The sequence below is a fragment of the Streptomyces nitrosporeus genome (genome assembly GCF_008704555.1).
GTDB classification, from domain to species: Bacteria; Actinomycetota; Actinomycetes; order Streptomycetales; family Streptomycetaceae; genus Streptomyces; species Streptomyces nitrosporeus.
The window spans coordinates 375917-401877 of sequence record NZ_CP023702.1 but is presented as its reverse complement, the minus strand read 5'-3'; the positions used below and the strand labels follow the sequence as shown (position 1 = coordinate 401877).

The following is a 25961-nucleotide window of genomic DNA, read 5'->3' as shown; positions in this document are numbered from 1 at the left end:
GTCACTGACCCCAGTCGCGCAGTTGCACCTCGACCATCTCCAGCGTCAGCCGGCCGTCCTCGACGGCCTCGACGCGGAGGGTCAGGATGCACTCGGGGCAGGAGAGCGTCTCGCCCGGAGCGACCGGGGGGACGGTCAGGTCGGTCTCGCATTCGGGGCATACGCCGGTCAGGGTGGCGGTGGGCATCGTGAACTCCGTATACAGAGAAGGCGGATTACGCGGGTACGGGGCGGAAGTCGACGGCGGCCTCGCGGATCGTGTCCCGGTCCAGCAGCGGGCGGCCGTCCCGCTCCTGCCGCTCGGCCAGCCACGAGGTGAAGGCGTCGACGTCGACCTCCAGGCCCGAACCGGCCAGGGCCCAGCGGACGAGGGCGGTGGTGAGGCGGCTGCGAACACGCAACTCACGTATGTTGCCGACGAGTTCGGCGGGCAGCGTCTCGTACGCCTGCGGATGGTCCAGCTGGCCCGGCAGCTCGTACGCGAAGGCGTGCGGGGTGGTCGGCCCGGACTGGAAGGCATCGCCGAGGCCGGCGCCCCGCAGGGCGATCCGGGACAGCTCGGTGAGGTGGGTGAGGTCGAAGCGGGTGTCGCCGTGGATGACGCGCAGCGAGGTGAGCAGTTCGGCCAGCGGGGCGTTGCCGCCGCGCTCCCCGATCCCGCCGACGGTCGCGGAGATCCACCGGGCGCCCGCCCGCACGGCCGCCAGGGAGTTGGCGACGGCCATGCCCAGCATGTTGTGCGAGTGGATCTCGATCTCGGAGCCGTCGATCGCGGTGAGGTCCGCGACGACCTCCTCCATCCGCCAGGGCGAGAGGTATGCGACGGTCTCCGCGAGCCGGAACCTGTCGGCCCCCGCCGCGAACCCCGCCTCCACATAGGGGACGAGCCGCTCCCGGGGCGTCCGGGCGCCGTCCTCACCGCTGAACGTGACGTGGAAGCCGCGCTCCTTCGCCTGCTGGATCGCCGAACGTGCCAACGTATGGAGGAACTTGGGGCTGGCCGAGCCGAGTTTCAGCTGTGCGTGCTGCTCGGAGGTGGGGATCGAGTACATGATGTGGCGCACGCCCAGGCGCTCGGCCTCGTCCAGCGCGCGGGCGACCTGGCGGCGGTCGCGTACGACGACGAGCGTCATGCTGCGCTCGGCGGTGACCGCCTCGTGGGCGGCGAGGACGAGGCCGGCGTCCTTGGAGTCCGGTCCGGAGACCATGCCCACCTCGACGAGTTCGACGCCCGTGCGCACCAGCAGGTCAGCGATGGCGGCGGCGTCCTCGGGGCCGAACTCCACCCCCGCCATGTGTGCGGAGTCCCGCAGTGTCGCGTCCGATATACGGGGCGGTCTCTCCAGTTCCCCGGGGCCTTCTGCTGCCATTTCTTTTCTCCTCTTCACCGAAAAGACCGGCTCTTTCCCGAAAGGGCCGGCCGAAGGACTGCTTTCGCCGAGTCACATCCTTCGGCGCCTGACCGGGAAGAGCAATGTCTGCCGTGTGAGGGCTGTGTTGCGGAGTGTCAGGGAATGTCGGAAAGGAAAAGGAGTGCAAGAGGGGTGTCCAGGTATGCCAAACAGCGGGCGAAGAACACCCGTTGATGTGATGTGCGCCCTACGGTGCTGGGCATGGATCTTTTCTCGCTGCCCCGGCTGGGGGTCGTCGTGCCGCCGGAGAACCCCACGGCGGAACCCGAGTTCAAGCATCTGCTCGGTGTCGGAATGAACGTGTACACCTCCCGGTTCCCGGTGACTCCCGGGGCCGGGCTCCGGACGATGCTGGAGACGTACAACGAGGTGCTCCCCGCCCTGCTCGGCAGCTTCGGCGCGCTGCGCCTGGACGCCACGGTGGTGGCGTGCAGCGCCTCGCACTACCTGCTGGAGCCGGCGGGCGACCGGGCCTTCTGCGACGAGCTGTCCGAGCGCGCCGGCTCGCCCGTGCAGTCCTCCACGCAGGCGGTCCTCGCGGCCTGCGAGACGCTCGGGGTGACCCGCCTGACCCTCGTCTCCCCGTACGAGCCCTGGCTCACCGACACTTCCCGCGCCTTCTGGGAACGGGCCGGCCTCACGGTCGACGGGGTGGTGCCCGTCCCGGCGGAGGAAGCGGCGCGCCCGGGCGGGGAGGCGCGCTTCGATCCGTACGCGGTGACGACCGGGGCCCTCCTGCGGCGGATACGGGAGCGGGAGCTGCCCGCCGGCACGGCCCTGCTCTTCACGGGCACGGGCATGGGCACGCTCGCCGCCCTGACCGAGCTGGCCCGCCGCGAGCCGCACCGCACCCTGCTGACCTCGAACCTGGCCTCGGCCTGGTGGGCGCGGCGAGCGGTGGGGGAGAAGGGAGAGGCGCACCACCCGCTGCTGCGGCGGCTGGAGGGGGCGGCGGTGTGACGGCGGACCCCGGGGCGTGCGTGCCCCGGGGCAGCGAGGGTCCCGGGGAGCGTGCGTGCCCCAGGACGGCGAGGACCCCGGGAGCGTGCGTGTCCCAGGGGCGGCGAGAGCCCGGGAGCGTGCATGCCCCGGGGGCGGCGAGGGCCCCGGGAGCGCATGTGTCCCGGGGCCGTGTGCCGCGGCCCGCTCAGCCCGCGGGTGTCCCCGGCAGCTGCCAGACGTACCCCATCCGGTAGCCGACGCCCCGGACCGTGATGATCCAGCCACTGGAGCCGAGCTTCGCCCGGATGCTGCTCACATGCGTGTCGATCGTGCGGCTGGTGTGCCCCCAGTCGCTGCCCCAGACCCGGGCCATCAGCTCCTTCCGCGTCACGACCGTGTCCGGGGTCGCGGCCAGCGTGTAGAGCAGCTCGAATTCCTTCGAAGTGACGCCGACGAGCCGTTCCCCGAGCCGGACTTCCTGCCTGCGCGGATCGATATGCAGATGACGCAGGGAAATAGTGCCCGGAAGTCGCTGCCGGGGTCGGGACCGGCGCAGTACCGCTTCTATACGGGCTCCGATCTCCCGGAATCCCCAGCTTTTCACCACACAGTCGTCCGCACCCGCGTGCAGTACGAGGACGCGTTCCAGTTCGACGTCGGCGTCGGTGACCGCTATCAGGGCCGTGTCCCCGCCGCTGCGCAGGGAACGGCATAATTCCAGTCCGTCGATATCGGGCAGTTCCAGGGAGAACAGCACCAGATCCGCTTCCCCGTACACCCGTAGCGCCCGCTCCCCGGTGGAGACGCTGCGGGCGGTGAACCCCTGCCGCCGCAGATCGCTCACCATGGCCGCCGCCGCGGAGGCGTCCTGCTCCACCACGAGTACCTGTCTCATGTGTCCCGCCCGCCCTTTCTCCCCGGCTTCACGCCGGTCCGCAGCGCCGCCATGTCAGTCGAGGACGCCGGTGAGGGCGACGGCGGGCGGTGTCCGGGCGCGGGGCGGCGCTTCCGGTGGGGCGGTGGCACCCCCGGTGGCACCCTCTGCGGCCCCGGGCAGGCGCTGGTAGACGTAGGCGGCCGAGACCATGGTCATGTGGTGGTGCCAGCCGGGGAAGGAGCGGCCCTCGAAGTCGAGGACGCCGAATCCGCGGCCGAGCGCGGTGACGGCGGAGAGGGCGGCGGCGTGGCTGCGCGCCAGCCGGAGGACCTCCTCGACCCGCCGGTCGGTGAGCGTGGTGAGCCAGTACCGGGCGGGCCGCCGGCCGTCCGGGTCGGGCCGTTCCAGAACGCGGTACGGGCGTACGCCCACGTCGTCGCCGGGGCCGGGCCGCGGCGCCATGACCGTGCCCGCGTAGGTGTGGACCGGTACGGGCCGGACCCGGCCGTCCGGGCCCTGCCGGAGCAGGACGTGGGTCTGCCGGGCGTGCCGGGACTCCATGAGCGCGCCCACCTCGGCCACGGCGGGCGTGTGCTGTCCGGCGAGGAGCACCGGGTGGTCCGGGGGCACCTCGCACACCACGTCGGCCCGCTGCCGGGCGAGGCCCGCGAGGACTCCCGCCGCGTCGTCGCACCGCGTCAGGTCCAGCACCCAGGGCAGCCCGGCGAGCCGGGGCCGGCCGGCCACTCCGGCGGCGTACCCGACGACATGATCGGCGGGGGTGCGCCCGGCCTCGGACCCGGGGACGCGTGCCCGGCGTCTGCGCTCCTGGTCCGAGTCCCACGCTCCGCCGAGCACGAGGCTCCAGTCCACCGGATAGCACTGCGTCCCCGAGACGAGGAAGAGGACCAGCGCCCGCTGGCAGTTGACGGTGCGTCCGGTGACGGGGTCGAGGCGCCGGTGCACGCCCACCGAGTGCTCGCCGCGCTTGGGGATGATGAGTTCGGCGACGGTCCAGGCGTGCGGGGTCGTCAGCGCGGCGACCCGGCGGGCGAGCCGGCGGCGTACCGGGGTCCACTCCCACGGGCTGGCGTTGATGAACCGGTGGAGACCGTGGGCCGCGGCCGGGGGCAGGGGCTCCGCCAGTGCCATGCGGCGGGGTGTCTTCTTGCCCGGCACGTGGATCAGGGCCCACAGATAGGCGTGGGCCCAGCGGCGCTGCTCCGGACGGCGGAACGCCCGGAAGATCTCGTCCATGAACGTCTGCATGTACGCGCCGTCGCCCGGCACCTCCGCGCGCACCCCACTTGACGACATGTAACGCTACGCCCCCTCGATACTCGTCACCGCACTCGTCACCGCTCGCACCCGAGTGGGTACATGGCACATCAGTACGGGGTGAAAGTACCGTCCGGGACGGAGTTTGCCCGCCTCGGCCGCCTATTTCGCGAGTTCGGGGCCTGACCTGCGAAAACACCCCTCGACGGGGCATGGGTGACGGGCGCGTGGAGACGAAGGACCCGGCTCCGCCGCTGGTGGAGCCGGGTCCCGGAGCCGGCCGGTGAAGTGTCAACAAATCATGAACACGGCCCGGGCGCGGTGCGTCAGGCCGCCGGGCCGGAGCCGGTGGGGGCCGGGACGGTGGCCCGGTCCGGCGTCTCCCCGGCCTCCGCCACCGGCCGGTGGGCGGGGAAGCCGGCCCGGCGGGCGTAGAGCACGACCGCGATCACCGGCAGCAGGAGCAGCAGGACCGCCCAGGGGAAGGACTCGCTGCCCAGGGTGTCCAGCAGGATGCCGCCGACGATGCCGCCGCCCGCCATCGCGACGTTCCAGAGCGTGACGAGCATCGCCTGCGCGGCATCGGCCGACTCGCCGCCCGCGTCACCGACGGCGGTCTGGAGCAGGGTGGGCACACCGCCCCAGCCCAGACCCCACAGCACCACCGCCACATAGACGAGGGCGGTGGTGTCGGAGAGGACGGCCAGGAGCAGGGAGGCCACGGCCACCAGCAGCGCGCCGCCGACGGTGAGGCCGCGCAGCCGGCGGTTGATCTGCGCGCCGACGATCCAGATGCTCGCCAGCGAGGCGGCGCCGAAGACCAGCAGAATGAAGCCGGTGGAGCCGCCGAGGCCCAGGTCCTTGAGGTACGTGGCGATGTACGCGTACAGGATGGTGTGCGCCAGCACGAAGACCAGCGTGACGAAGAGGACCGGGGAGACGCCCGGGATGGTCAGGGTCCGCAGCAGCTTCGGCCGCTCGCCGCGCCCCTGGCCGGGGTAGTCCGGTACGCCCACGGAGATCCACACCAGGAGTACGACCGTGAGCACCGTCATCGACAGGAACGCCACGCGCCAGCCGAGCCAGTCGCCGAGGAACGTCCCCGCGGGCACACCGAGGGAGAGCGCGACGGGGATACCGGCCATGGCGACGGCCATCGCCTTGCCCTGGAGGTGCGCGGGGGCCATGCGGCGGGCGTACCCGGCGAGCAGGGCCCAGGCCAGACCGGCCGCGACCCCGGCGACGAACCGCGCCACCATCGTCAGCTCGTAGACGGAGGACAGGGCCGTCACGGTGTTGGCGAGGGCGAACCCGCCCATGGCCGTGAGCAGCAGCTTCTTGCGCCGCCAGCCCGCTGTGGCGGCGGTGAGCGGGATCGCGGTCAGGGCGGTACCGATCGCGTAGACCGTGACGGTCTGACCGGTCGCGGACTGGCTCACCCCCAGGTCCTTGCTCATCGCGGGCAGCAGACCGGCGGGGAGGGTCTCGGTGAGGCTGGTGACGAAGACGGCGGTGGCGAGGGCGAGCAGGGCGAACAGCGGCAGCCTCTGCTGCTCCCCGCCTCCGCCCTTCGGGTCCGTTGCCGCGGCGGCGGGCGCCGTGTCGGGTGCGGTGCTCATGGGGTGTGCTCCAGGTTTCCGGATGGGAGAGGCGGGGTGGAGGGTGAGGAAGGGGCGCGGGGGCACGGGCTGCCGAGGCCGCCGTCGACGGGGAGCCTGGCTCCCGTGGTGAACGTCGCCTCCGTGGCCAGGAAGAGCGCGGCGCGGGCCACCTCCTCGGCGGCGCCGAGGCGCCCGAGCGGGGGCAGGGGCACGGCGCCGGACCCCGGCGCCTCGATACAGCCCGGGGCCACCGCGTTGACACGGATGCCCCGGGCGGCGAGTTCGGCGGCGAGCGCCCGCACGGCGTCGGGGCACGGGGCGGGGGCGGTCAGCACGATCGCGCCGCCGTCCTCGACGTACGGAAGCAGGAGGCGCGCGGTGGGGACGGCGTCGGTGAAGAGGAGACCGACGCCGCCGAAGCCGGCGGTGCCGTCCCCGGTGACGGCGGCCCCCACGGCCGACGGCGTGACGACCCGGGCGACGGAGCCGAGTTCGGTGACCGCGTGGGCGCGCTCGGCATCGGTGCGGGCGGTCAGCAGGACGCTCGCACCGCCCTCCACGAGCCGCTTGGCGATGGCCAGGCCGATGTCGGTGGCCTCACCGGAGACCAGGGCCTTTTCGTGCGCGTACTTGGTCATGGCTGCCGCTGCCTCCAGGTGCCGCCCGCGGGGACGCGTCGCGGTATCGCTCGCGAGGACGACTCTGCGCCCGGGCGCTTCGGGGAACCTTCGGAAAACCTTCGGGCCGGCCGGTCCCGGGGCGGCGGGTGCCCTGGGACCCGGGGTCGGCGCCCCGGACCTGTACGGTGGCGCCTATGCGGTTTGGGGTGCTCGGGCCACTGACGGTGTGGGACGGCGAGGGACGGGAGGTCGCGGTCCCCGAAGCCAAGGTCCGGGCCCTGCTGGCGGATCTGCTCGCGAACGACGGGGGACCGGTGTCCGCGGACCGTCTCGTCCACGACCTGTGGGCGGACGCCCTGCCGGGCAGACCCGCGGGCGCTCTCCAGGCCAAGGTCTCCCAGCTGCGCCGGGCCATCGGCCGCGACCGCGTGGTGCGCCGGCCCCCTGGATACCGGCTGCGGTTCGACGGCGACGAGGTGGACGCCGTACGCTTCCGGGCCCTGGTGGCGAAGGCCCGCCCCGTCCAGGACCCGCACGCCAGGGCCTCGCTGCTCACCGAGGCCCTGGAGCTGTGGCGCGGACCGGCGTACGCGGACTTCGCGGACGCCCCCTTCGCACGGGCGGCCGCCCAGCGGCTCGCGGAGCAGCGGCTCTCCGTGCTGGAGGAGCAGGCCCAGGCGCGCCTGGAGGCCGGGGACCACGCGTTCCTCGCCGGGGAGCTCGCCGGCCTCGTCGCACTCCACCCGTTACGGGAGCGCCTGCGCGCCGTCCAGATGAGGGCCCTGTACGCGGCGGGCCGCCAGAGCGAGGCGCTCGCGTCGTACGAGGACCTCCGCACCCGGCTGGTGGAGGAGCTGGGGGTCGACCCGAGCCCCGAACTGGCCGCGCTGCACGAGGCGGTGCTGCGGCAGGAGCCGGAGCTGAGCGCGGGGGCCGCGGACCGCACCCGGGCGCGGGCCACGGCTCACGCCCCGGCTACGGAGCCCGCCCCGGCCACGGCTCACGCCGCGGTCACCGCTCACGCCCAGGCCACGGAGCCCGCCCAGGCCACGGAGCCCGCCCCGGCCACGGCTCACGCCCCGGCCACGGCTCATGCCGCGGGCGCCGTACCGGCCGCCTCCACCGCCGGCCCGCCCCCCCACTCCAACCTCCCCGCCCCCCTCACCCCCCTCGTGGGCCGCCGCCGGGCGCTCGCCGAGCTTTCACGACTCCTCGCCGGAGTACGCCTGGTGACCCTCACCGGACCCGGCGGCGTGGGCAAGACCCGGCTGGCCGTGGCAGCGGCCACCGCGGAGCGGGACAGGGCGCAGCCGGGCGAACTGGCCGACGGCACCTGGCTCGTGGAGTTCGCCGGAATCCGTGCCGGCACCCCCGCCGACCTCGCCCAGGTCGTCGCCGCCACCCTCGGCATCCGCGACGACGCCCCCCGGCCACTGCCCGGTACCGGCACCTCCACCCCCTCCCTCCCGCACCGCCTCGCCGCCGCCCTGCGCGACCGCCGCACCCTGCTCGTCCTCGACAACTGCGAGCATGTCGTGGACGCCGCCGCCGAACTCACCGAACTCCTCCTGCGCACCGCCCCCGGTCTGCGGGTCCTCGCCACCGGGCAGGAGCCGCTCGGCCTGGCGGGTGAGACGACGTTCCTGGTGGAGCCGCTGGAGCCCGCCGACGCGGTCCGGATGTTCATGGAGCGCGCGGCCGCGGCCGCCCCCGGCTTCCCGCGTGACCCGGAGGCGCCGGACGAGCCGGAGCGCCGGGCGGTCGCCGATATCTGCCGCCGCCTCGACGGCATCCCGCTCGCGCTGGAGCTCGCCGCCACCCGCGTACGGGCCCTGGGGGTGAGGGAGCTGGCGGAGCGGCTCAGCGACCGCTTCCGGGTGCTGACCTTCGGGCAGCGCGGTGCCCCGGCCCGCCAGCAGACGCTGCGCGCGGTGATCGACTGGAGCTGGGAACTGCTCAGCGCACCCGAACGCATCGTCCTGCGCCGCCTCGCCGCCCACAGCGACGGCTGCGACCTGGCCGCCGCCGAAGCGGTCTGCGCGGGGGACGGCGTGGCCCGGGACGAGGTGCTGGACCTGATCACCCGGCTGGTCGGCCGGTCCCTGGTGGTCGTGGTGGCCGGACCCGCCGGCCCCCGCTACCGGCTCCTGGAGTCCGTCGCCGCGTACGCGACCGAGCGGCTCCACGAGATGGAGGACCTCACCGCCGTACGCGACCGTCATCTGCGCCACTACCGGGCCCTGGCCGAACACGCCGAGCCGCAGTTGCGCGGTGCCGGGCAGCGGCCCTGGCTGGCCCGGCTGGACGCGGAGGCCGGCAACCTCCGTACGGCACTCGACGAGGCGGTGCGCCGGGCGGGCGCGGGGGAGCCGGAGGAGGCGGTCCGGCTGGCCACGGCCCTCGCCTGGTGGTGGCTGCTGCGCGGCCGCCTCACCGAGGCCCGCCGGAGCCTGGGCGCGGTACTGGAGGTGACGGGCGGGCCGCCCGAACTGGCTTCGCTGCACGCCGCTTTCGCGCTCCTGACCGGAGATCCCGGGGCAGCCGCCATCGGGGCGGACGGCCACGTCCCCGCCTCCGCGTCCGACGCCGTCCCCGACCCCGTACGCCGGGCCCGCGCGCTCTGGCTCTGTGCGTTCGGCCTGTTCAGCGCGGGTGACACGGCGGGGAGCGGCGAGCTGAACGCCCGTGCCCTCACCCTGTTCACCGCCGCCGGGGACCGGTGGGGCACCGCCGCCGCACTCGGCCTGCGCGCGACACTCGCGCTGGTCTGCGGCGATCTCGCCGGGCTCGGCCGCGACGGCACCCGCAGTGCCCTGATCTTCCGTGAACTAGGCGACCGGTGGGGCGAGTTGCAGACGGTCTCCCCGCTCGCCGCGCTCGCCGAGATCAAGGGGGCGTACGAGGAGGCCGAGCGCCGTCAGCGCGAAGGGCTGCTCATGGCGCGGGAGCTGGGGCTGGAGGCGGAGGTGTCCGCACGGCTCTCCGGCCTCGGCCGGCTCGCGCTGCTCGCCGGCGACTGGGACCGCGCCCGCGACCTGCACGAAAAGGCGCGCCGGATCGCCGCTGAGCAGGGCTACAAGTACGGCGAGATCCACTCCGAGATGGGCCTCGCCCTCGGCGCCCGCCGCTCGGGCGACCTCGACGGGGCCGAGGCGCACCTGCGCCGCATCCGCGACGGCTACGCCGGCGTCTCCTCCCGGGCGGGCGACCACCTGCTCCTGGCCGAGTCCGGCTTCGTCGCCGAGCTGCGCGGTGACGCGCACGGGTCGGCGGCCCGCCACCTGGAAGGCATGGAGATCGCCCTCGCCCTCGCCGAGCCCCGCGCCCTGGCCCTCTCCCTGGAAGGCCTCGCCGGTGCGGCGGCCCTTTCCGGGCGGCATCCCGCCGCCACCCGCGCGGCCGTCCTGCTCGGTGCCGCGGCGGCCGCACGGCGCTGTGCCGGAGCCCCCCTGCCGCCCGCCGAACGCACCGACGTCGATCGCGTCACGGCCTCGGCACGGGCCGTGCTGGGGCCGGACGCGTTCTCGGAGGCGTACGGCAGGGGGACCCGGCTCACCCCGGAGGAGAGGATCCGCCTCGCCCGTGAGGTCCGCTGAGCACCCGCCGCGGTTCCGGCCGCGGCACAGCGGCCGCGAGGTCCACCGGGGTGCCGCCTTCCGGGCCGCCCGCGCGAAAGCGCCCCGCGACCGGCCCCGTGCCGCCGACGCCGCGCGCCGGCTCAGCCGGGCCCACGCGCCCGTGGCCGCCCCGGCGGACACGGAGCACTGCGGATGAGCCCGGAGCCGTCCGCCGCGCGGTCACCCCCCGACACGCGCCCGGAGGCCGGCCGCGCTGTCCTCGCGGCCCTCCCCGGGCCCGCCGGGCGAAACGGTGCGCAGAGACCGCAGCAGGGCGCGGGCCACCTCGTCGTTCTGCCGGAAGACGGGGGCGTCGGTGCGGGGCCGGGCGAACGCGGCCTGAGCGCGGCTGTCGGTCGGTGCGCCGAGCGCGACGAGGCGGGGGTGGGGACCGCCCAGACCCGCGTCGATGACACGGCCGCCGGCCGGGGTGACCCTGAGCCTGCCGGAGCGGTGGGTGTGCGTGGAGTCGGAGATGACCTCCTCCGTGAGGGTGCCGTGGCGGTGCAGGTGCCGGAGCAGGGGGTCCCGCGTGCGGTCGAGGTTCGGTCCCGGCAGATACGCCTCGACCAGCGCCGTGGCGTGCACCCTGTGGCCGGGCACCGTGGGGCTGGTGGCGACGAAGGTGCCGGTGGTCTCGTCCGTGCCGATACGGAGGTCCGCGCCGAGGAAGTGGACGAGCCCCGCCTCGGAGAGGGCCAGGAGCTGGCGCAGCCGGAACCCCGGCGGACCGGAGGCGAGGAAGCTGAAGAAGCCGTTCCACCAGCCGTCGAGACCGGCGGCGACGGAGCGGGCCGTCAGCCGCCCGGCGGTGACCAGCCGGGGCAGCTGCCCGTAGACGGAGAGCAGCGCGAGGAAGGCGCCCAGGTCCGCGCTGTGGGCCGCGTCCTCGCGGCGGGCGACGTCCCGTGCGATGTGGTCGCGCAAGTGGCTCCGGAAGGCTTCCGGCGTCGCGAAGACCAGCCCTTCCAGCGGATGGTCCAGGGCCTCGAAGTCCAGGCGGTCCGCCGGGTCCCGCACGGCCCTGGTGACGAGAGCCGCCATCTCCTCGGAGTACCAGCCCAGGCGGTCGTAGGCGGCGAGGAACTCCGGCCAGGGCAGCGCTGTGCGCTCGGGGTGGGCGTGGAACAGCTCGTGGTAGTGGCCGAAGCCGATCTCCTTGGCCATCAGCGGCCACACGTCGCGGCGCAGGTCCAGCGGCCGGCCCCGGGCGGCCAGCGTGTCGACGGCCCCGGGGCCGAAGTAGCGGGGCAGCGGGGGCCGGGGGCCCAGGAGGGAGTAGTGGGTCTTGGCGTGGTACGGCACCCCGCGTCGCGAGCCGACGTGGAGGACCGGCTCACGGCCGGAGGGGAGATAGACCGGCATGCCGTCGGGCCCGGTGCGGTAGGTGCCGCCGCGCCCCTCGGTGAGCAGCACCATCAGGTCGATGAAGGCGAGCCCGAACCCGCGCAGGAGGACGTGCTCGCCCGGCCGCAGCGCGGACAGGCCGGCGTCGTCGGAGAAGCTCGGCGGCAGGTGGAAGAGGCCGTGGCGGCGGGCGAAGGCGGCGCGGGTGCGGTGTTCGGCGGTGGGAGCCGAGCTCAGGTGCCCCTGGGCGAGAACCACCGTGTCGGCACGGAGAGGGGCGGTGCGGCCGGACAGGCGCACGTGCTGGCGTCCGTCCGGGGCGTCAGAGACGGCGGTCGCGGTGGCGCGGTGCCACTCCACCGTGACCGAAGCGGGCAGCTCGGCCAGGACCCGGCGGAACACCCAGTCCAGGTAGGCGCTCTGAGCCCGGCGGGTGGGGAAGTCCGTGCCGGTCAGGGTGCTCAGTTCGGCGAGCACGTCCGGGTCGGCGGGCTCGGTGTGCGGCGCGTGGCGCGGTGCCTCGGGCCCTCCGGAGAACGAGGCGGCCCACTCGGCCAGGGACGGGCCCGGCCGCACGGGACCCTCGACGGTGGACATCTCGTCGGTGAACATGGTGACGTCCTCGGCCATGGAGTTCATACGCAGCAGCGGCGACTGCCCGTGCCGCCAGATCCGGCCCGGTCCCGGCGGGTGCGGATCCACGAGATGGATGGTCAGCTTCCTTTCGCCGTCCCACAGTTCGGGAGCATTGGCGGCGATGCGCTCCAGCAGTCCGGTGGCGCGCGGTCCCGCGCCCACGATGACGAGGACGGCCGCGGAGGGCGGGGTGCTCACCGGTCACCGCCCAGGGCGGGGCGGGCGTCCGCGGCGGACGCCCGGACCAGCCGGGCACGTGAGGCGGCCAGGCCGGCGCGGAGCCGTTGCAGGGGAGTGGGAGGCAGGGCGCGGGCGGCACCGCGCGCGTAGTACCGCTCGACGTAGTACTGGCCGGCGCCGAGCACGGTCGTCACCGCGATGTACCAGAGCGTGGCGACCATCAGAAGGGGTATGACCTGGTACGTACGGTTGTATATCAGCTGTACCGAGAACAGCAGGTCGTGTACGGCCAGCACACTGACGATGCTCGTTCCCTTGAGCGTGCCGATCAGCATGTTCCCGGCCGTCGGCACGATCGAGCGCATCGCCTGCGGGACGACGATCCGGCGCAGCGTGCGCCGCCTGCCGAGGCCCAGGGCCTGGGCGGCCTCCGTCTGGCCCGCGTCCACCGACAGGATGCCGCCCCGTACCACTTCAGCCGCATAGGCGGCCTCGTGCAGGGTGAGGCCGATCACCGCGGTGAGCGTGGGACCCAGCAGGTTCACCGTCTTGACGGTCACGAACTCCGGGCCGAACGGGAGGCCGAGTCCGAGAGTGGGGTAGAGGGCCCCGATGTTGAACCAGAACAGCAGCTGCACCAGCAGCGGAGTGGACCGGAAGATCCAGACGAAGCCCCAGCTCAGCGTGCGCAGTACCGGGTTCGCGGACAGCCGCATCACCGCCAGCGGGATGCCGAGCAGGAAGCCGAGTGCCGTCACCGCCGCGGTGAGCCAGAGAGTCAGCAGCAGCCCGTCGAGCACGGCGCTCGTGGTGAGGTACCGGCCCACCACGTTCCACTGGAAGGCGTCGTTGCGGACGACGGAGTTGACCGTCATGGCGAAGAGCAGCAGTGCCGCGGCCGCCGCCAGCAGCCGGCCGACGTTCCGGCGCGGCACGATCCGTGGCGATCCGGTTTCGTGCGGCTCGGTTCCTCTCCAGGCTTTCGGAGCGGGAAGGGACGTGACATCGGGAGGCGTGACCATCGGGAAGAGCTCCGGAGGGAGGAAGGGGTGCGGGCATGGGTGTCGTCACACATGCCGCGTCCCTCAACGCGGCCGGGGCGTCCACCGCGCGTGGCGGGTGGCCGGTCCTTTGCCGAGACTAGCCCTCGAAGAGCGCGAACGGTCAACTGTTCGGGGGAAGTTGCAACAGCCCGTACACGCTGCCGTCATACGGTCTCAGGGTGCGGGACGGCACGCGGCCCGTGCTTGACGCCAGGGCGTCCGCACGGCTGAATGAAGGGCATGGCTGCCCAGGAACGCTTGGTCTCGCGCGACCACATCGACTTCGGTCGGGTGTGGTCCGCCGCGTGTTGCGTCTGACCCGGCAGCAGGCCGCGGGGCAGGCCCTTTCCCTCCTTCGGTGACCCGTTGCGGGCCGGAATCCGTCCCTGCGTGAGCTGCCACGGCACCGCTTCCCCCGACGCACCGGCGTCGTCACACCCGTAGTCACCCCTCGTCGTCCCGACGCTTCCGTTTCGCGTACACGGCGGGTTCCTCCGCCGTGCCCGCACACGGCTTCGTTCCGAAAGGCCCTTGCCATGCCCGTGGAGTTCCTCGGTATCGCCGCCACCCATGACGGCTCCGAAACCACACCCCGTTCCGGCGCCGCCTTCGACAAGGAGTACACACTCCGCCTCGCCCGGGCGCACGAGGAACACGGCTGGGACCGGGTGCTGTTCGCCTACGGTTCCGGCTCGCCCGATCCGGCCCCGGCCGCCGCCTATCTCGCCGGCCGGCTGGAACGCCTCCAGATCCTGCTGGCCCACCGGCCCAACGTCTCCTACCCCACCTTCGCCGCCAAGACCTTCGCCACCCTCGACCGGATCAGCGAAGGACGGCTGACCGTGCACTTCATCACCGGCGGCAACGACCACGAGCAGGGGCGCGAGGGCGACACCCTGGCCAAGGACGAGCGATACGCCCGCACACGCGAGTACATCCGGATCGTGAAGAAGATCTGGACCACTCACGAACCGTTCGACCACGAGGGCGAGCACTACCGCTTCCACGACTTCGTGAGCGATGTCTTCCCCGTCCAGCAGCCCCGCCCGGACGTCTCGTTCGGCGGATCGTCACCCGCCGCCTACGCCGCCGGAGGCGCGGAGGCCGACATCTACTGCCTGTGGGGCGAACCGCTGGCGAGGACCGCGGAGCAGATGGAGGCGGTGAGGAACGCGGCGAGAGCCGCGGGCCGTACCGGCCTCCCCCGGTTCCAGGTGGCGTTCCGTCCGATCATCGCCCCGACCGAGGAACTGGCCTGGGAAAAGGCCCACCGCACGGTCGGTGCCATCCGGGAACGGCGCGAGAAGGCACTCGCGCGGCACCACCGGAGCGGCGCCCCGCAGAACACGGGATCGCAGCGGCTGCTCGCCATCGCCGACGCGGGGGAGCGCTACGACCGGGCCCTGTGGACCCCGACCGCCGCCGCCACCGGCGGCGCGGGCAACTCCAACGCCCTGGTCGGCACCCCCGAGACCGTGGCCCGGGCGCTCCTCGACTACTACGACCTCGGCGTCGACATCCTGTCCGCCCGCGGCTACGACCTGCTGGACGACGCGATCGACTTCGGCCGGTACGTGATCCCGATCGTCCGTGAGGAGGTCGCCAAGCGCGACGCGGCCCGGGCGGCGCGCGGTCCGCAGAGCCTGGCGGCGGTGGGCGGGTGAGCTCCGCCGCCCGGACTCCGCTCCCCGGTCTCACGGTCGTCCACGTGCCCGTCTCCGACCCGCGTGTGACACCGCTGCTGCGCGAACTCGGCCACGAGTACTCCACCCGGTACGGCAGCGACGCCCGCACCGAACTCGCACGCTACCCGGACGAGGAGTTCACCGCCCCGCACGGCGGAGTGCTGCTGCTTCTGCTCCTGGGCGGCGAGCCGGTCGCGGGCGGGGCCTTCCGCCGGTACGACGCGAAGACGGCCGAGCTGAAACGGATCTGGACCCACTCCGCCCACCGGCGCCGCGGCCTGGCCCGCCGGGTCGTCGCCGAACTGGAGCACGAAGCGGGCACGCGCGGCTACCGGCGGATCTACCTGACCACCGGCCCACGCCAGCCGGAAGCCCTCGGCCTGTACCTCGCCACCGGCTACACACCGCTGTTCGCCCCGCAGGCGGCCCCGGAAGCCGGCCCCCTGCCCTTCGAGAAGCACCTCACCCCCGCACCCCGCACCGGAAAGGCCACCGACCTGTGAAGCCACCCGCCCTCCGCGGCATCCTGCGCCCCGCCGCGGCCGCTGCCGCCCTCGTGCCCCTGCTGCTCCTGACCGCGTGCGGCAGCGGCGACCCCGGCCACACCGCCGCGGCCGGCGCGCGGAACTCTTCCGCGCCGGCCGACGACCCGGTCGCCGGCGTACGCAAGGTGGACTCCATCGCCGCCCTGCTCCCCGCGGACGTGCGGAAGTCGGGCACGCTCCGGGTCGGCAGCTCCGTCGCCGCCCCGCCCGCGGCGTACTACCCGAACGGGTCGGACAAGCGGCCCGAGGGCCAGGACATCGACATCGCCGACGCCGTCGCCAGGGTCCTCGGTATCGGGCTGGAACGCCAGGACGCCTCTTTCGAGACGATCCTGCCCGCCCTGCGCAGCGGCAAGTACGACTTCGGCACCGGCAACTTCGGAGTCACCGCCGAGCGCCTGGAGACCATCGACTTCGTCACCTACATCGACGACGGCCAGGGCTTCGCGGTGAAGGAGGGAAACACCTCCTTCGGCAAGAAGGTCACCGACCTCGTCCAGCTGTGCGGGCACACGGTGGGCATCGGTGCCGGGACCACCTTCGAGGCGACGCTGGACGCGAACAAGGGGGTGTGCGGGAAGGCCGGCAAGAAGCCCTACGAGGTGAAGGTCTACTCGGAGAACGGGGCGACCGTCACCGCGCTCCAGCAGGGCCGGATCGACGTGATCATGTCGACCATCAACGGCCTGCGGTACCAGGCGTCGCAGCCCGCCGCGCACACCGCGTTCCTCGGCGAGTTCCACCGCCTCGACGTCGGCTTCACCTTCAGGAAGGGCTCCCCGCTCACCAAGGCGTTCCAGGCCGCGGTCAACGAGCTGATCAAGGACGGCACGTACGCCCGGATCCTCGAGAAATGGGGCACCTCCGCCTCCGCGATCGAGACATCGCGGATCAACCCGCCCGAACACACGTGAGCAAGCAGGAACCTCCACCATGGACCTCGTCACCGGCACCACGCCGCCGGCCCCGGCCGCACCGCCCGGCGGCCCCCACGCCCCGCCCGCCCCGGACGATCCGGCCTCGCTCACGGTCGTCCCCGCCCGCCACCCCGCCCGATGGGCGGCGGCCGTCGCCGTGATCGTGCTGGTCGCCCAGTTCGCGCACGGTCTGGCCACCAACCCCGTCTGGGAATGGGGGGTCTTCCGCGACTACGTCCTGTCCGAGACGATCGTCCAGGCGGTCTGGGTCACCCTCCAGCTCACGGCCTACGCCACCGTGCTGGGATTCGTCCTCGGCACCGTCCTGGCCTTCATGCGCCTGTCCCGCAGCCCCGTGCTGCAGACCGTCGCCTGGACCTACGTCTGGATCTTCCGGTCCATCCCGATGATCGTCCAGCTCGTGTTCTGGTTCAATCTGAGCGCGCTCTACGAGGAACTGGGCATCGGCATCCCCTTCGGCCCGGTGTTCTGGTCCGTCGACAGCAGCAGCCTCATCGGCACCATCGGCGCCGCCGTCATCGGGCTGACGCTGCACCAGGCCGCCTATGCCGCCGAGACCGTGCGCGGTGGCGTCATCTCCGTCGACCACGGGCAGCAGGAGGCCGCCGCGGCCCTGGGCATCCCCCGGCTGCGGCAGATCCGCCGGATCGTGCTGCCCCAGGCCATGCGCGCCATCCTGCCCACCGCCGGCAACGAGATCATCGGCCTGCTCAAGGGCACCTCGGTGGTCTACGTGATGGCCATCGGCGAACTCTTCTACCAGGTACAGGTCGTGTACGGCCGCAACGGCCGGGTGATCCCGCTGCTGCTCGTCGCCACCGCCTGGTACGTCGTACTGACCTCGCTGCTGTCGGCCGCCCAGTACTACGTGGAACGGCACTTCGCCCGGGGGACCGACCGCACCCCGCCACCCACGCCGCTCCAGCGCGCCCGGCACTTCGTCAGCGGCCTGCGCACGGAGGCAGCACGGTCCGCCCCACCTCTGAAGCACCCGGGAGACAGTCGATGAGCAAGGTGATGGTGGACGTCCACGACGTCCACAAGAGCTTCGGACCGCTGGAGGTGCTCCGCGGTGCCGACCTCCAGGTCCGCGCCGGAGAGGTCACCGTCGTCCTCGGCCCGTCCGGCTCCGGGAAGTCCACGCTGCTGCGCACCATCAACCACCTGGAGAAGGTCGACCGCGGCTGGATCAGCATCGACGGCGAGCTCATCGGCTACCGCCGCTCCGGCGACAAGCTGTACGAGCTGAAGGAGAAGGACGTCCTGAGGCAGCGCACCCACATCGGGTTCGTGTTCCAGAACTTCAACCTCTTCCCGCACCTGACCGTGCTGGACAACCTCGTCGAGGCCCCCGTCTCCGCCCTGCGCCGCCCGCGCAGGCAGGCGGCGGAGAACGCCCGCCGCCTGCTCGCGCGGGTCGGCCTCGCCGACAAGGCCGACGCCTATCCGCGCCAGCTCTCCGGCGGCCAGCAGCAGCGCGTGGCCATAGCCCGCGCGCTCGCCCTCGAACCGAAGGTGCTCCTGTTCGACGAGCCCACCTCGGCACTCGACCCGGAACTGGTCGGCGAGGTCCTCGACGTCATCAAGGACCTGGCCCACACGGGCACCACCATGATCGTCGTCACCCACGAGATCGGCTTCGCCCGCGAGGTCGCCGACACCGTGGTGTTCATGGACGGCGGCGTCGTCGTGGAGCAGGGCCCGCCCGCAGCCGTACTCGACGCCCCGCGGCACGAGCGCACCCGCGCCTTTCTCTCCAAGGTCCTCTGACCCCACCCCGCCCCCTTTCCCCTTCGCAAGGAGCACGACCGTGTCCTCCCCGACCATCCACCGCACCGCCGCCGCCGCGCTCGCCGCCGCCCTCGCCCTCGCCGCCTGCGGCAACCCCTCCGACGGCACCACCACCGAGGTCGCGGCCGCCGAGGGCGCCGGTACGAAGATCAACCTGAGTCCGCAGCAGCGCCGTGTCACCACCGGCAAGGTCGACTCCATAGCCGCCGAGGTCCCCAAGAAGATCCGCGGGAGAGGCACCCTGGAACTCGTCACCGCGTCCGGCTCCGCGGCGCCGCTCAGCTTCTACGCCACCGACGACAAGACCGTCATCGGCGTCGAGGCCGACATCGCTCACCTGGTCGCCGACGTGCTCGGCCTGGAACCGCGCATCAGCGCGGTCTCCTGGGAGAACGTCTTCGTCGGCCTGGACAGCGCCAAGTACGACGTCGGCTTCAGCAACATCACGGTCACCGAGGAACGCAAGGAGAAGTACGACTTCGCCACCTACCGCGAGGACAACCTGGGCTTCGAGGCGAAGAAGGGCAGCGGCCTGAGGATCACCGGGCCCCGGGACGTGGCGGGCAGGACGGTCGCCGTGCGCAGCGGAACCAACCAGGAGAAGCTGCTGATCGAGTGGAGCGAGGAGAACGAGAAGGCCGGCCGCGAGCCGGTGGACATCAAGTACTACCAGAACGACAGCGACACCTACCTCGCCCTCCGGTCCGGCCGCATCGACCTCTACCTCGGCCCCAACCCGACCGCCGCCTACCACGCGGCCACCACCGGGCAGACCGAGGTCGCCGGCACCTACTCCGGCGCCGGCGACACCCTCCAGGGACTGATCGCGGCCACCACCGAGAAGGACAACGGCCTGGTCGAGCCGCTCGCCGACGCGCTCAACCACGTCATCGGCAACGGGACGTACGCGAAGGTGCTCGAACGCTGGGGCCTGACCGACGAGGCCGTGACGAAGTCGGAGATCAACCCGCCCGGCCTGCCGAGGACCGACACATAGCCCCGGCGGCGGCCGTCCGGCCGCCGCCCGTCCCCGCGCCCCGGCCTCCTGCCAGGAAGGTACCCACCCGTGTCCTCAGCCCCTCTTGCCCCGCTGCACCTCGCCGTCGCCCTGGACGGCACCGGCTGGCACCCGGCCTCCTGGCGGGAGCCCGCCGCCCGCCCCCAGGAGCTCTTCACCGCCGGTTACTGGGCCGGTCTGGTCACCGAGGCCGAGCGCGGACTGCTCGACTTCGTGACCATCGAGGACGGTCTCGGCCCGCAGTCCTCCCACCCCTTCGAACCGGACGACCGCACCGACCAGGTCCGCGGCCGTCTGGACGCCGTCCAGACAGCGGCCCGGGTCGCGCCCCTCACCCGGCACATCGGCCTGGTCCCGACCGCGGTCGTCACCCACACGGAGCCCTTCCACCTCTCCAAGGCGATCGCCACGCTCGACCACGTCAGCAACGGCCGGGCCGGTCTGCGCGTGCGGATCACCGCGCGCCCGGACGAGGCCGCGCACTTCGGCCGCCGCACGATCCCCCGCGTCGGCGCCTACGACAGCCCGGCCGCCCGCGAGGTGGTCGGCGGCCTCTTCGACGAGGCCGCCGACCACGTCGAGGTCGTACGCCGCCTCTGGGACAGCTGGGAGGACGACGCGGAGATCCGGGACGTGGCCACCGGCCGGTTCGTCGACCGCGGCAAACTGCACCACATCGACTTCGAGGGGAGGTACTTCAGCGTCAGAGGCCCCTCCGTCACCCCCCGCCCGCCACAGGGCCAGCCCGTCGTCACCGCCCTCGCCCACGGGACCCTGCCGTACCGGCTGGTCGCCCGGCAGGCCGACATCGGCTACGTCACCCCGCACGACACCGGGCAGGCCCGCGCGATCGTCGCGGAGATCCGCGCCGAGCAGGAAGCGGCCGGCCGCGCCGGACAGCCACTGCACGTCTTCGCCGACCTCGTGGTCTTCCTCGACGACGCCCCCGGTGCCGCGGCGGCCCGGCGCGAACGGCTCGACGCCCTCGCGGGCGGGCCGTACCCGAGCGACGCCCGCGTCTTCACCGGCACGCCCGCCGGGCTTGCCGACCTGCTCCAGGAGTGGCGGGCGGCCGGCCTCACCGGCTACCGGCTGCGTCCCGCCGTCCTGGGGCACGACCTGCCGGCGATCACCCGGAGCCTGGTCCCCGAACTCCAGCGCAGGGGGGTCTTCCGCCGCGCCTACGAGGCCGGCACCCTGCGCGGACTGCTGGGACTGGCCCGGCCCGCCAACCGCTACGCCGCCTGAACCGGAAGGACGCGACCGTCATGAGCAAGCCGCTGAAGCGGATCCACCTGGCCGCCCACTTCCCGGGCGTCAACAACACCACCGTGTGGAGCGACCCGGAGGCCGGCAGCCACATCGACTTCGGTTCGTTCACGCACTTCGCGCAGACCGCCGAACGCGCCAAGTTCGACTTCCTGTTCCTGGCCGAAGGGCTCAGACTGCGCGAACAGGGCGGGAAGATCTACGACCTGGACGTCGTCGGCCGCCCCGACACCTTCACCGTCCTGGCCGCGCTCGCCGCCGTCACCGAGCGCCTCGGGCTGACCGGCACCATCAACTCCACCTTCAACGAGCCCTACGAGGTCGCCCGTCAGTTCGCCAGCCTCGACCACCTCTCCGGTGGCCGCGCGGCCTGGAACGTGGTCACCTCCTGGGACGCCTTCACCGGCGAGAACTTCCGCCGCGGCGGCTTCCTCCCGAAAGAGGAGCGCTACAGCCGCGCCGAGGAGTTCCTCGCCACGGCGAACGAACTCCTCGACTCCTGGCACGGCGACGAGATCGTCGCCGACCAGGCCACCGGTACCTTCCTGCGGGACGCGAAGGCCGGCTCCTTCGTCCACACGGGGCAGCACTTCGACATCCACGGCCGGTTCAACGTCCCGCGCTCCCCGCAGGGACGCCCGGTGATCTTCCAGGCGGGCGACTCCGACGAGGGCCGCGAGTTCGCCGCGGCCGGCGCCGACGCGATCTTCAGCCGGCACACCACCCTGGAAGCGGGCCAGGCGTTCTACACCGACGTCAAGCGGCGCCTCGCCGCGTACGGCCGCCGCCCCGAAGAGCTCCTCGTCCTGCCCGCCGCCACCTTCGTGCTCGGCGACACCGACGCGGAGGCGGAGGAACTGGCGCGGGAGGTGCGCCGCCGGCAGGTCAGCGGGGCCACCGCTCTCAAGCACCTGGAGTTCGTCTGGAACCGGGACCTGTCGTCGTACGACCCGGAGGGGCCGCTCCCCGGCATCGACCCGTACGTCGGCGGCCCCCACATCGCCGAGGGCCGTGCCCAGGTACGGATGTACCGCGACCCGCTGGCCACGGCCCGGGAATGGCGCGAGCTCGCCGCGGCCAACAACTGGTCCATCCGCGACCTCGTCATCAACACCGGCAACCGCCAGACCTTCGTAGGCTCCCCGACGACCGTCGCCAGGGACATCGACCACTTCGTGCAGTCCGACGCCTCCGACGGCTTCATCCTCGTCCCCCACATCACACCGGGCGGCCTGGACGCCTTCGCGGACAAGGTGGTCCCCCTCCTCCAGGAACAGGGCGTCTTCCGCTCGGAGTACGAGGGCCCGACCCTGCGGCACCAGCTCGGCCTCGCCCACCCCGACGACGCACGCGGCGAGTGGCAGGCGGCGTCGTGAAACCCGCTCGCCCGCGGGGGCACCGCCGGGCCCGCTCCTCCCCGCGGCGGAAGGCACCGCCTTCCCGCACGACGAGCCCGGTGAGCGCGGTGAGCTGGACGAATCCGATGAACCCGACGAGCCCGGTGGGCCCGGCTGCCGGGCCGTCACATCAGCACCGGGCGAACCGCCCACCCCACCCGGCACTCCTGAAAGGTTCACCCGCCATGGCCACCGTCCTCTCCGTCTCCGGAAGCCCCTCCGCCACCTCCCGTACCGCCCGGCTGCTGCGCCACCTGGACGAGCGGCTCATCGCGCAGGGGCACGAGGTGACCGTGCTCGACGTCCGGACCCTCCCCGCCGACGCGCTGCTCGGTGCCGATCTCCGGCACCCCGCGATCGTCGAGGCCATCGCCCTTTTCGACCGGGCGGACGGGGTCGTGATCGGCACCCCCGTCTACAAGGCCGCCTACTCCGGGCTGCTGAAGTCGCTGCTCGACCTGCTCCCGCAGTACGCGCTGGCGGGCAAGACCGTCCTCCCCCTGGCCACCGGCGGCAGCACCGCCCACGTCCTGGCCATCGACTACGCCCTGCGCCCCGTGCTGAGCTCCATGGGCGCCTCGCACATCGTCCCCGGCTGGTTCACGCTCGACAAGGACATCACCGGGGGCGACGACGGCACACCGGCCCTCGCGCCGAGCGCGGCCGAGCCCCTGGCGCAGGTGTCGGACCTCTTCTCCGCAGCGCTGGGCGGCCGTACGAACCTGCTGGCGGCCACCGGATGACCGCCGCGTGACCCTCTTGCCCGGTCCTTCCGCACCGTTTCGAACGCGTTCCTGATCGGAGACCCAGGTGCCCCTCACGTTCCACTGGTTCCTTCCCACCAACGGAGACAGCCGCCACGTCGTCGGCGGTGGTCATGGTGCCCCCGCCACGTCCTTCGGCCAGGACCGGCCGCCCACCGTCGCCTATCTCACCCAGATCGCCCGCGCCGCCGAGGACCTGGGCTTCGCCGGCGCGCTCACCCCGACCGGCGCCTGGTGCGAGGACGCCTGGCTGACCACCGCCATGGTCAGCCAGCACACCGAGCACCTGAAGTTCCTGGTCGCCTTCCGCCCGGGATTCGTCTCGCCGACCCTGGCCGCGCAGATGGCGTCCACCTTCCAGAGGCAGACCGGCGGGCGGCTCCTGCTGAACGTGGTCACGGGCGGTGAGAGCCAGGAGCAGCGGGCGTACGGCGACTTCCTCGACAAGGACGCCCGGTACCGCCGTACCGGAGAGTTCCTGGAGGTCGTACGCGGGTTGTGGGAGGGCGGGACCGTCGGCCTGCGCGGTGAGCACCTCCGGATCGAGGACGCCCGGCTCGCCCGGCTGCCCGACCCCGTGCCCGAGGTGTACTTCGGTGGCTCCTCACCCCTCGCCGGCGAGGTCGCGGCGCGCCATGCGGACGTCTACCTCACCTGGGGCGAGCCACCCGCGGCCGTCGCCGAGAAGATCGCCTGGATCAGGGCGCTGGCCAGCAGGGAGGGCCGCCGTCTCCGTTTCGGCATCCGCCTCCACGTCATCACCCGCGACACCTCCGGACAGGCATGGGCGGAGGCGGACCGGCTCCTCGCGGGCTTCGACGCGGAGACCGTGCGGACCGTGCAGGCCGGCCTCGCCCGGAGCGAGTCCGAGGGACAGCGGCGCATGCTGGACCTGCACGGAGGGAGCCGGGACGACCTGGAGATCCACCCCAACCTGTGGGCCGGGATCGGGCTGGTGAGGGGTGGCGCGGGCACCGCGCTGGTCGGCGGCCACGACGAGGTCGCCGCGCGGATCGCCGAGTACCACCACCTCGGCATCGACGAGTTCGTCCTCTCCGGCTACCCGCACCTGGAGGAGGCGTACTGGTTCGGGGAGGGCGTCCTGCCGCGGCTTCGGGCGCAGGGCCTGTGGACCCACCCGTTCCGCCCCGGGGCGGCCACGCCGCCGCCGGCGGCACAGGCGGCTTTCGCGGGCGCCGCGAGGCCGCGATGACCCACGCGGCGGGCGGCTCGGCGAGGGGCGGTGGCGCGGGGGCCCGGAAACCGGTGGGGGCGGCCGGCTCGTAGGGGCGGACACCGGCCGGGAAGCCGCCGGTGGGGAGCGGGCGGCGGAGGAGACCGGCGAGCCGGCACGACCGGCGCCGCGTGCGACCGGCGCGGCGTTCGACCGGTCCGCGTACGACCGGCGCCGCGTGCGACCGGTCCGCGCGGGCCGGCGCCGCGTGCGTCGGCAAGGGCGGGCCGGCGGTGCCACCGGCCGGGGCGGCCGCGCCACGCGGCACCGCCCCGCGGGCGGTGCCGGCGACCACGAGCGCACCCCGCGCCGTGCCACGACCGGCCCGTGGCCCGGTGGAACCGCCCGGTGCCGACGCGAACCCGGCGTCCGCACCGGGCGGCGGAGTATCCGCGGTCCCGCGGTCCGCGCTCTTGACGCGGCGGCGGAGCGGACGCACACTCCGGAGTGGAATTCCCAGTGAAAAGGTAGGGATGGCATGGGCCGTTCGGCGCGGGACCCCGACGAAGGTCTCCGTACGCCGGCGTACCTGCCTCTGCTGACCAGCCGCCGCCACATCGATCTGCTGCGCGTGTGCAGCGCGTCGGCCGCACACAGCCGGCCCGTCCGCGCCCCGGCAGCCCACGGCGCCTGATCCCCTCTTCCGCCGGACCCGTGCCACGGGCCGGCGGCCGGCCCCTCCGACACTCCGCGGCCCCGGGCACGCACCCGCCGCCGCCGGACGCTCCGGACCGGGCTACCAGACCGAGCGCTCCAGGGAGACGTAATGCCCGCCACCTACCCGACAGCCGTCCCCTCCCTCCGCGGCAGGATCGGCCGTGACGCCCGCAGCGGCTACCACGCCGCGCCCCACCGCTACCGGCTCCACCTCGCACTCACCTGCCCGTACTGTCTGCGGATCGCGATCACGCACAGCCTGCTCGGCCTGGACGGCGTCCTCCCCGTGGAGCCGTTGCCGGCCGTGCCCGACGGGCCGGACGGCGGACACCTGGCTCTGCGCCCGCTGTACGAGGCGAGCGCGCACCGGTATCCCGGACCGGCGGCGGCCCCGGTCCTCAGCGACGACTGGACGGGGCGGATCGTCACCACGCACACCCCGGACATCCTCAGCGACCTGGTCCGGCACTTCGGTGGCAGCCTCGGCGCCACCCTCCACCCGCCCGGCTCCCAGGACGCGGTCCACGCCGTCGAGCGGCTCTGCGAGCGGGACATCACCGCGGCCGCCCAGCAGGCGGGAAAGGCCGACTCCGACCACGGCACACGCGACAGGGCACTGGAAACGCTTCTCCAGGGACTGGGATCGGCCGAACGGGCCCTGGCCCGCCGGCCCTACGTGCTGGGCGACCGTCTGACGGCCGCCGACGTCCAGTTGTGGGTGACGCTGCTGCAACTGGACACCGTCCACCGCTGGCACCTGGACGCCGGCGCGGTGCACCGCATCACCGGCCACCCGCACCTGTGGGCATACGCCCGCCGTCTCGCGGAGCACCCCGCCTTCGCCGCCCATCTCGATCTGGACGGCATCGCGCTACGCCACCACGCGCACTGCCGCGGCCGGGAAGCCGCGGGCGCGGCGGTGAGGATCCTGGACTGGGCACCGGAACACACGGTGCGGGCCCCGCACCGGCCCCTGGACCCGGTCCGGCGGGCAGGCTGCCCCCAGGGGTGAGGGCCGACCGGGCCTTCCTCCCGCGGAAACGGACACACGTTCAGGTGACTGTGCCGGACGGCGCCGGGTGGTGGCCGGCGTCCCGGGCCGGCGCTCCC

22 protein-coding genes are annotated in these 25961 nt (G+C 73.4%); 14 read left to right on the top strand and 8 right to left on the bottom strand.

Features of this window, described 5'->3' with window-relative positions; translation table 11 throughout:
* Position 1: 1 nt before the first annotated feature.
* Positions 2-187, bottom strand: coding sequence for a lysine biosynthesis protein LysW (locus CP967_RS01810; protein WP_150486221.1), 186 nt, complete (start codon positions 185-187; stop codon positions 2-4).
* A 28-nt stretch (positions 188-215) separates the two neighbouring features.
* Positions 216-1370 carry a LeuA family protein gene (locus CP967_RS01805; protein ID WP_150486220.1) on the bottom strand — a complete coding sequence of 385 codons (1155 nt, stop codon included), beginning with the start codon at positions 1368-1370 and terminating at the stop codon, positions 216-218.
* A 243-nt stretch (positions 1371-1613) separates the two neighbouring features.
* Here CP967_RS01805 and CP967_RS01800 point away from each other — a divergent pair, with 243 nt between their 5' ends.
* Positions 1614-2372: a maleate cis-trans isomerase family protein gene (locus tag CP967_RS01800; RefSeq protein WP_150486219.1), complete on the top strand. Its 759-nt coding sequence runs from the start codon at positions 1614-1616 to the stop codon at positions 2370-2372.
* 187 nt (positions 2373-2559) lie between these two features.
* Here CP967_RS01800 and CP967_RS01795 read toward each other — a convergent pair whose 3' ends face one another.
* The 4 genes from CP967_RS01795 to CP967_RS01780 all read right to left on the bottom strand — a co-directional run bounded on the left by CP967_RS01795 (position 2560) and on the right by CP967_RS01780 (position 6748).
* Positions 2560-3249, bottom strand: a complete 690-nt coding sequence (locus CP967_RS01795; RefSeq protein ID WP_150486218.1) for a response regulator transcription factor — start codon at positions 3247-3249, stop codon at positions 2560-2562.
* A 54-nt stretch (positions 3250-3303) separates the two neighbouring features.
* On the bottom strand, positions 3304-4548 hold the full coding sequence (locus CP967_RS01790; RefSeq protein WP_229888588.1) for an IS701 family transposase: 1245 nt from the start codon (positions 4546-4548) through the stop codon (positions 3304-3306).
* 287 nt (positions 4549-4835) lie between these two features.
* The gene (locus CP967_RS01785) at positions 4836-6128 is read right to left on the bottom strand and encodes an MFS transporter (protein WP_150486217.1); all 1293 of its coding nucleotides are present in this window, start codon (positions 6126-6128) and stop codon (positions 4836-4838) included.
* Positions 6125-6748, bottom strand: a complete 624-nt coding sequence (locus tag CP967_RS01780) for an SDR family oxidoreductase (protein ID WP_150486216.1) — start codon at positions 6746-6748, stop codon at positions 6125-6127. The genes CP967_RS01785 and CP967_RS01780 overlap by 4 nt, the downstream gene beginning before the upstream one ends.
* 176 nt (positions 6749-6924) lie before the next feature.
* On the opposite strand from CP967_RS01780, the gene CP967_RS01775 reads away from it, so the two are divergent.
* Positions 6925-10326 carry an AfsR/SARP family transcriptional regulator gene (locus CP967_RS01775; RefSeq protein WP_190175363.1) on the top strand — a complete coding sequence of 1134 codons (3402 nt, stop codon included), beginning with the start codon at positions 6925-6927 and terminating at the stop codon, positions 10324-10326.
* Between the two features lie 201 nt (positions 10327-10527).
* On the opposite strand, the gene CP967_RS01770 is transcribed toward CP967_RS01775, so the two are convergent.
* Positions 10528-12528: an FAD/NAD(P)-binding protein gene (locus CP967_RS01770; RefSeq protein WP_150486215.1), complete on the bottom strand. Its 2001-nt coding sequence runs from the start codon at positions 12526-12528 to the stop codon at positions 10528-10530.
* Positions 12525-13532 carry an amino acid ABC transporter permease gene (locus tag CP967_RS01765; protein WP_150486214.1) on the bottom strand — a complete coding sequence of 336 codons (1008 nt, stop codon included), beginning with the start codon at positions 13530-13532 and terminating at the stop codon, positions 12525-12527. The genes CP967_RS01770 and CP967_RS01765 overlap by 4 nt, the downstream gene beginning before the upstream one ends.
* Before the next feature lie 557 nt (positions 13533-14089).
* Between CP967_RS01765 and CP967_RS01760 the strand changes: the two genes are divergently transcribed.
* The 12 genes from CP967_RS01760 (at position 14090) to CP967_RS01710 (ending at position 25863) form a co-directional block, all read left to right on the top strand.
* The gene (locus CP967_RS01760) at positions 14090-15217 is read left to right on the top strand and encodes an LLM class flavin-dependent oxidoreductase (RefSeq protein ID WP_150486213.1); all 1128 of its coding nucleotides are present in this window, start codon (positions 14090-14092) and stop codon (positions 15215-15217) included.
* A gap of 44 nt (positions 15218-15261) precedes the next feature.
* The gene (locus tag CP967_RS01755; RefSeq protein WP_373300439.1) at positions 15262-15741 is read left to right on the top strand and encodes a GNAT family N-acetyltransferase; all 480 of its coding nucleotides are present in this window, start codon (positions 15262-15264) and stop codon (positions 15739-15741) included.
* Positions 15738-16697 (top strand): ABC transporter substrate-binding protein, encoded by a 960-nt coding sequence (locus CP967_RS01750; RefSeq protein ID WP_373300440.1) that lies wholly within the window; start codon positions 15738-15740, stop codon positions 16695-16697. The genes CP967_RS01755 and CP967_RS01750 overlap by 4 nt, the downstream gene beginning before the upstream one ends.
* A gap of 19 nt (positions 16698-16716) precedes the next feature.
* Complete coding sequence (locus CP967_RS01745; RefSeq protein WP_150486211.1) at positions 16717-17730, top strand: amino acid ABC transporter permease; 1014 nt, start codon at positions 16717-16719, stop codon at positions 17728-17730.
* The gene (locus CP967_RS01740; RefSeq protein WP_150486210.1) at positions 17727-18491 is read left to right on the top strand and encodes an amino acid ABC transporter ATP-binding protein; all 765 of its coding nucleotides are present in this window, start codon (positions 17727-17729) and stop codon (positions 18489-18491) included. The genes CP967_RS01745 and CP967_RS01740 overlap by 4 nt, the downstream gene beginning before the upstream one ends.
* 40 nt (positions 18492-18531) lie before the next feature.
* Positions 18532-19509, top strand: coding sequence for an ABC transporter substrate-binding protein (locus CP967_RS01735; RefSeq protein WP_150486209.1), 978 nt, complete (start codon positions 18532-18534; stop codon positions 19507-19509).
* Between the two features lie 69 nt (positions 19510-19578).
* Positions 19579-20778 carry an LLM class flavin-dependent oxidoreductase gene (locus tag CP967_RS01730; RefSeq protein ID WP_150486208.1) on the top strand — a complete coding sequence of 400 codons (1200 nt, stop codon included), beginning with the start codon at positions 19579-19581 and terminating at the stop codon, positions 20776-20778.
* A 20-nt stretch (positions 20779-20798) separates the two neighbouring features.
* Positions 20799-22175: an NtaA/DmoA family FMN-dependent monooxygenase gene (locus tag CP967_RS01725; protein ID WP_150486207.1), complete on the top strand. Its 1377-nt coding sequence runs from the start codon at positions 20799-20801 to the stop codon at positions 22173-22175.
* 206 nt (positions 22176-22381) lie between these two features.
* The gene (gene ssuE / locus CP967_RS01720) at positions 22382-22939 is read left to right on the top strand and encodes an NADPH-dependent FMN reductase (RefSeq protein ID WP_150486206.1); all 558 of its coding nucleotides are present in this window, start codon (positions 22382-22384) and stop codon (positions 22937-22939) included.
* 67 nt (positions 22940-23006) lie between these two features.
* Complete coding sequence (locus CP967_RS01715) at positions 23007-24173, top strand: LLM class flavin-dependent oxidoreductase (protein ID WP_150486205.1); 1167 nt, start codon at positions 23007-23009, stop codon at positions 24171-24173.
* A 499-nt stretch (positions 24174-24672) separates the two neighbouring features.
* A complete protein-coding gene (locus CP967_RS33815) occupies positions 24673-24828 on the top strand; it encodes a hypothetical protein (protein ID WP_167535308.1) in 156 nt (51 codons plus the stop codon).
* A 132-nt stretch (positions 24829-24960) separates the two neighbouring features.
* Positions 24961-25863: a glutathione S-transferase C-terminal domain-containing protein gene (locus tag CP967_RS01710; RefSeq protein WP_150486204.1), complete on the top strand. Its 903-nt coding sequence runs from the start codon at positions 24961-24963 to the stop codon at positions 25861-25863.
* Positions 25864-25961 lie beyond the last annotated feature (98 nt).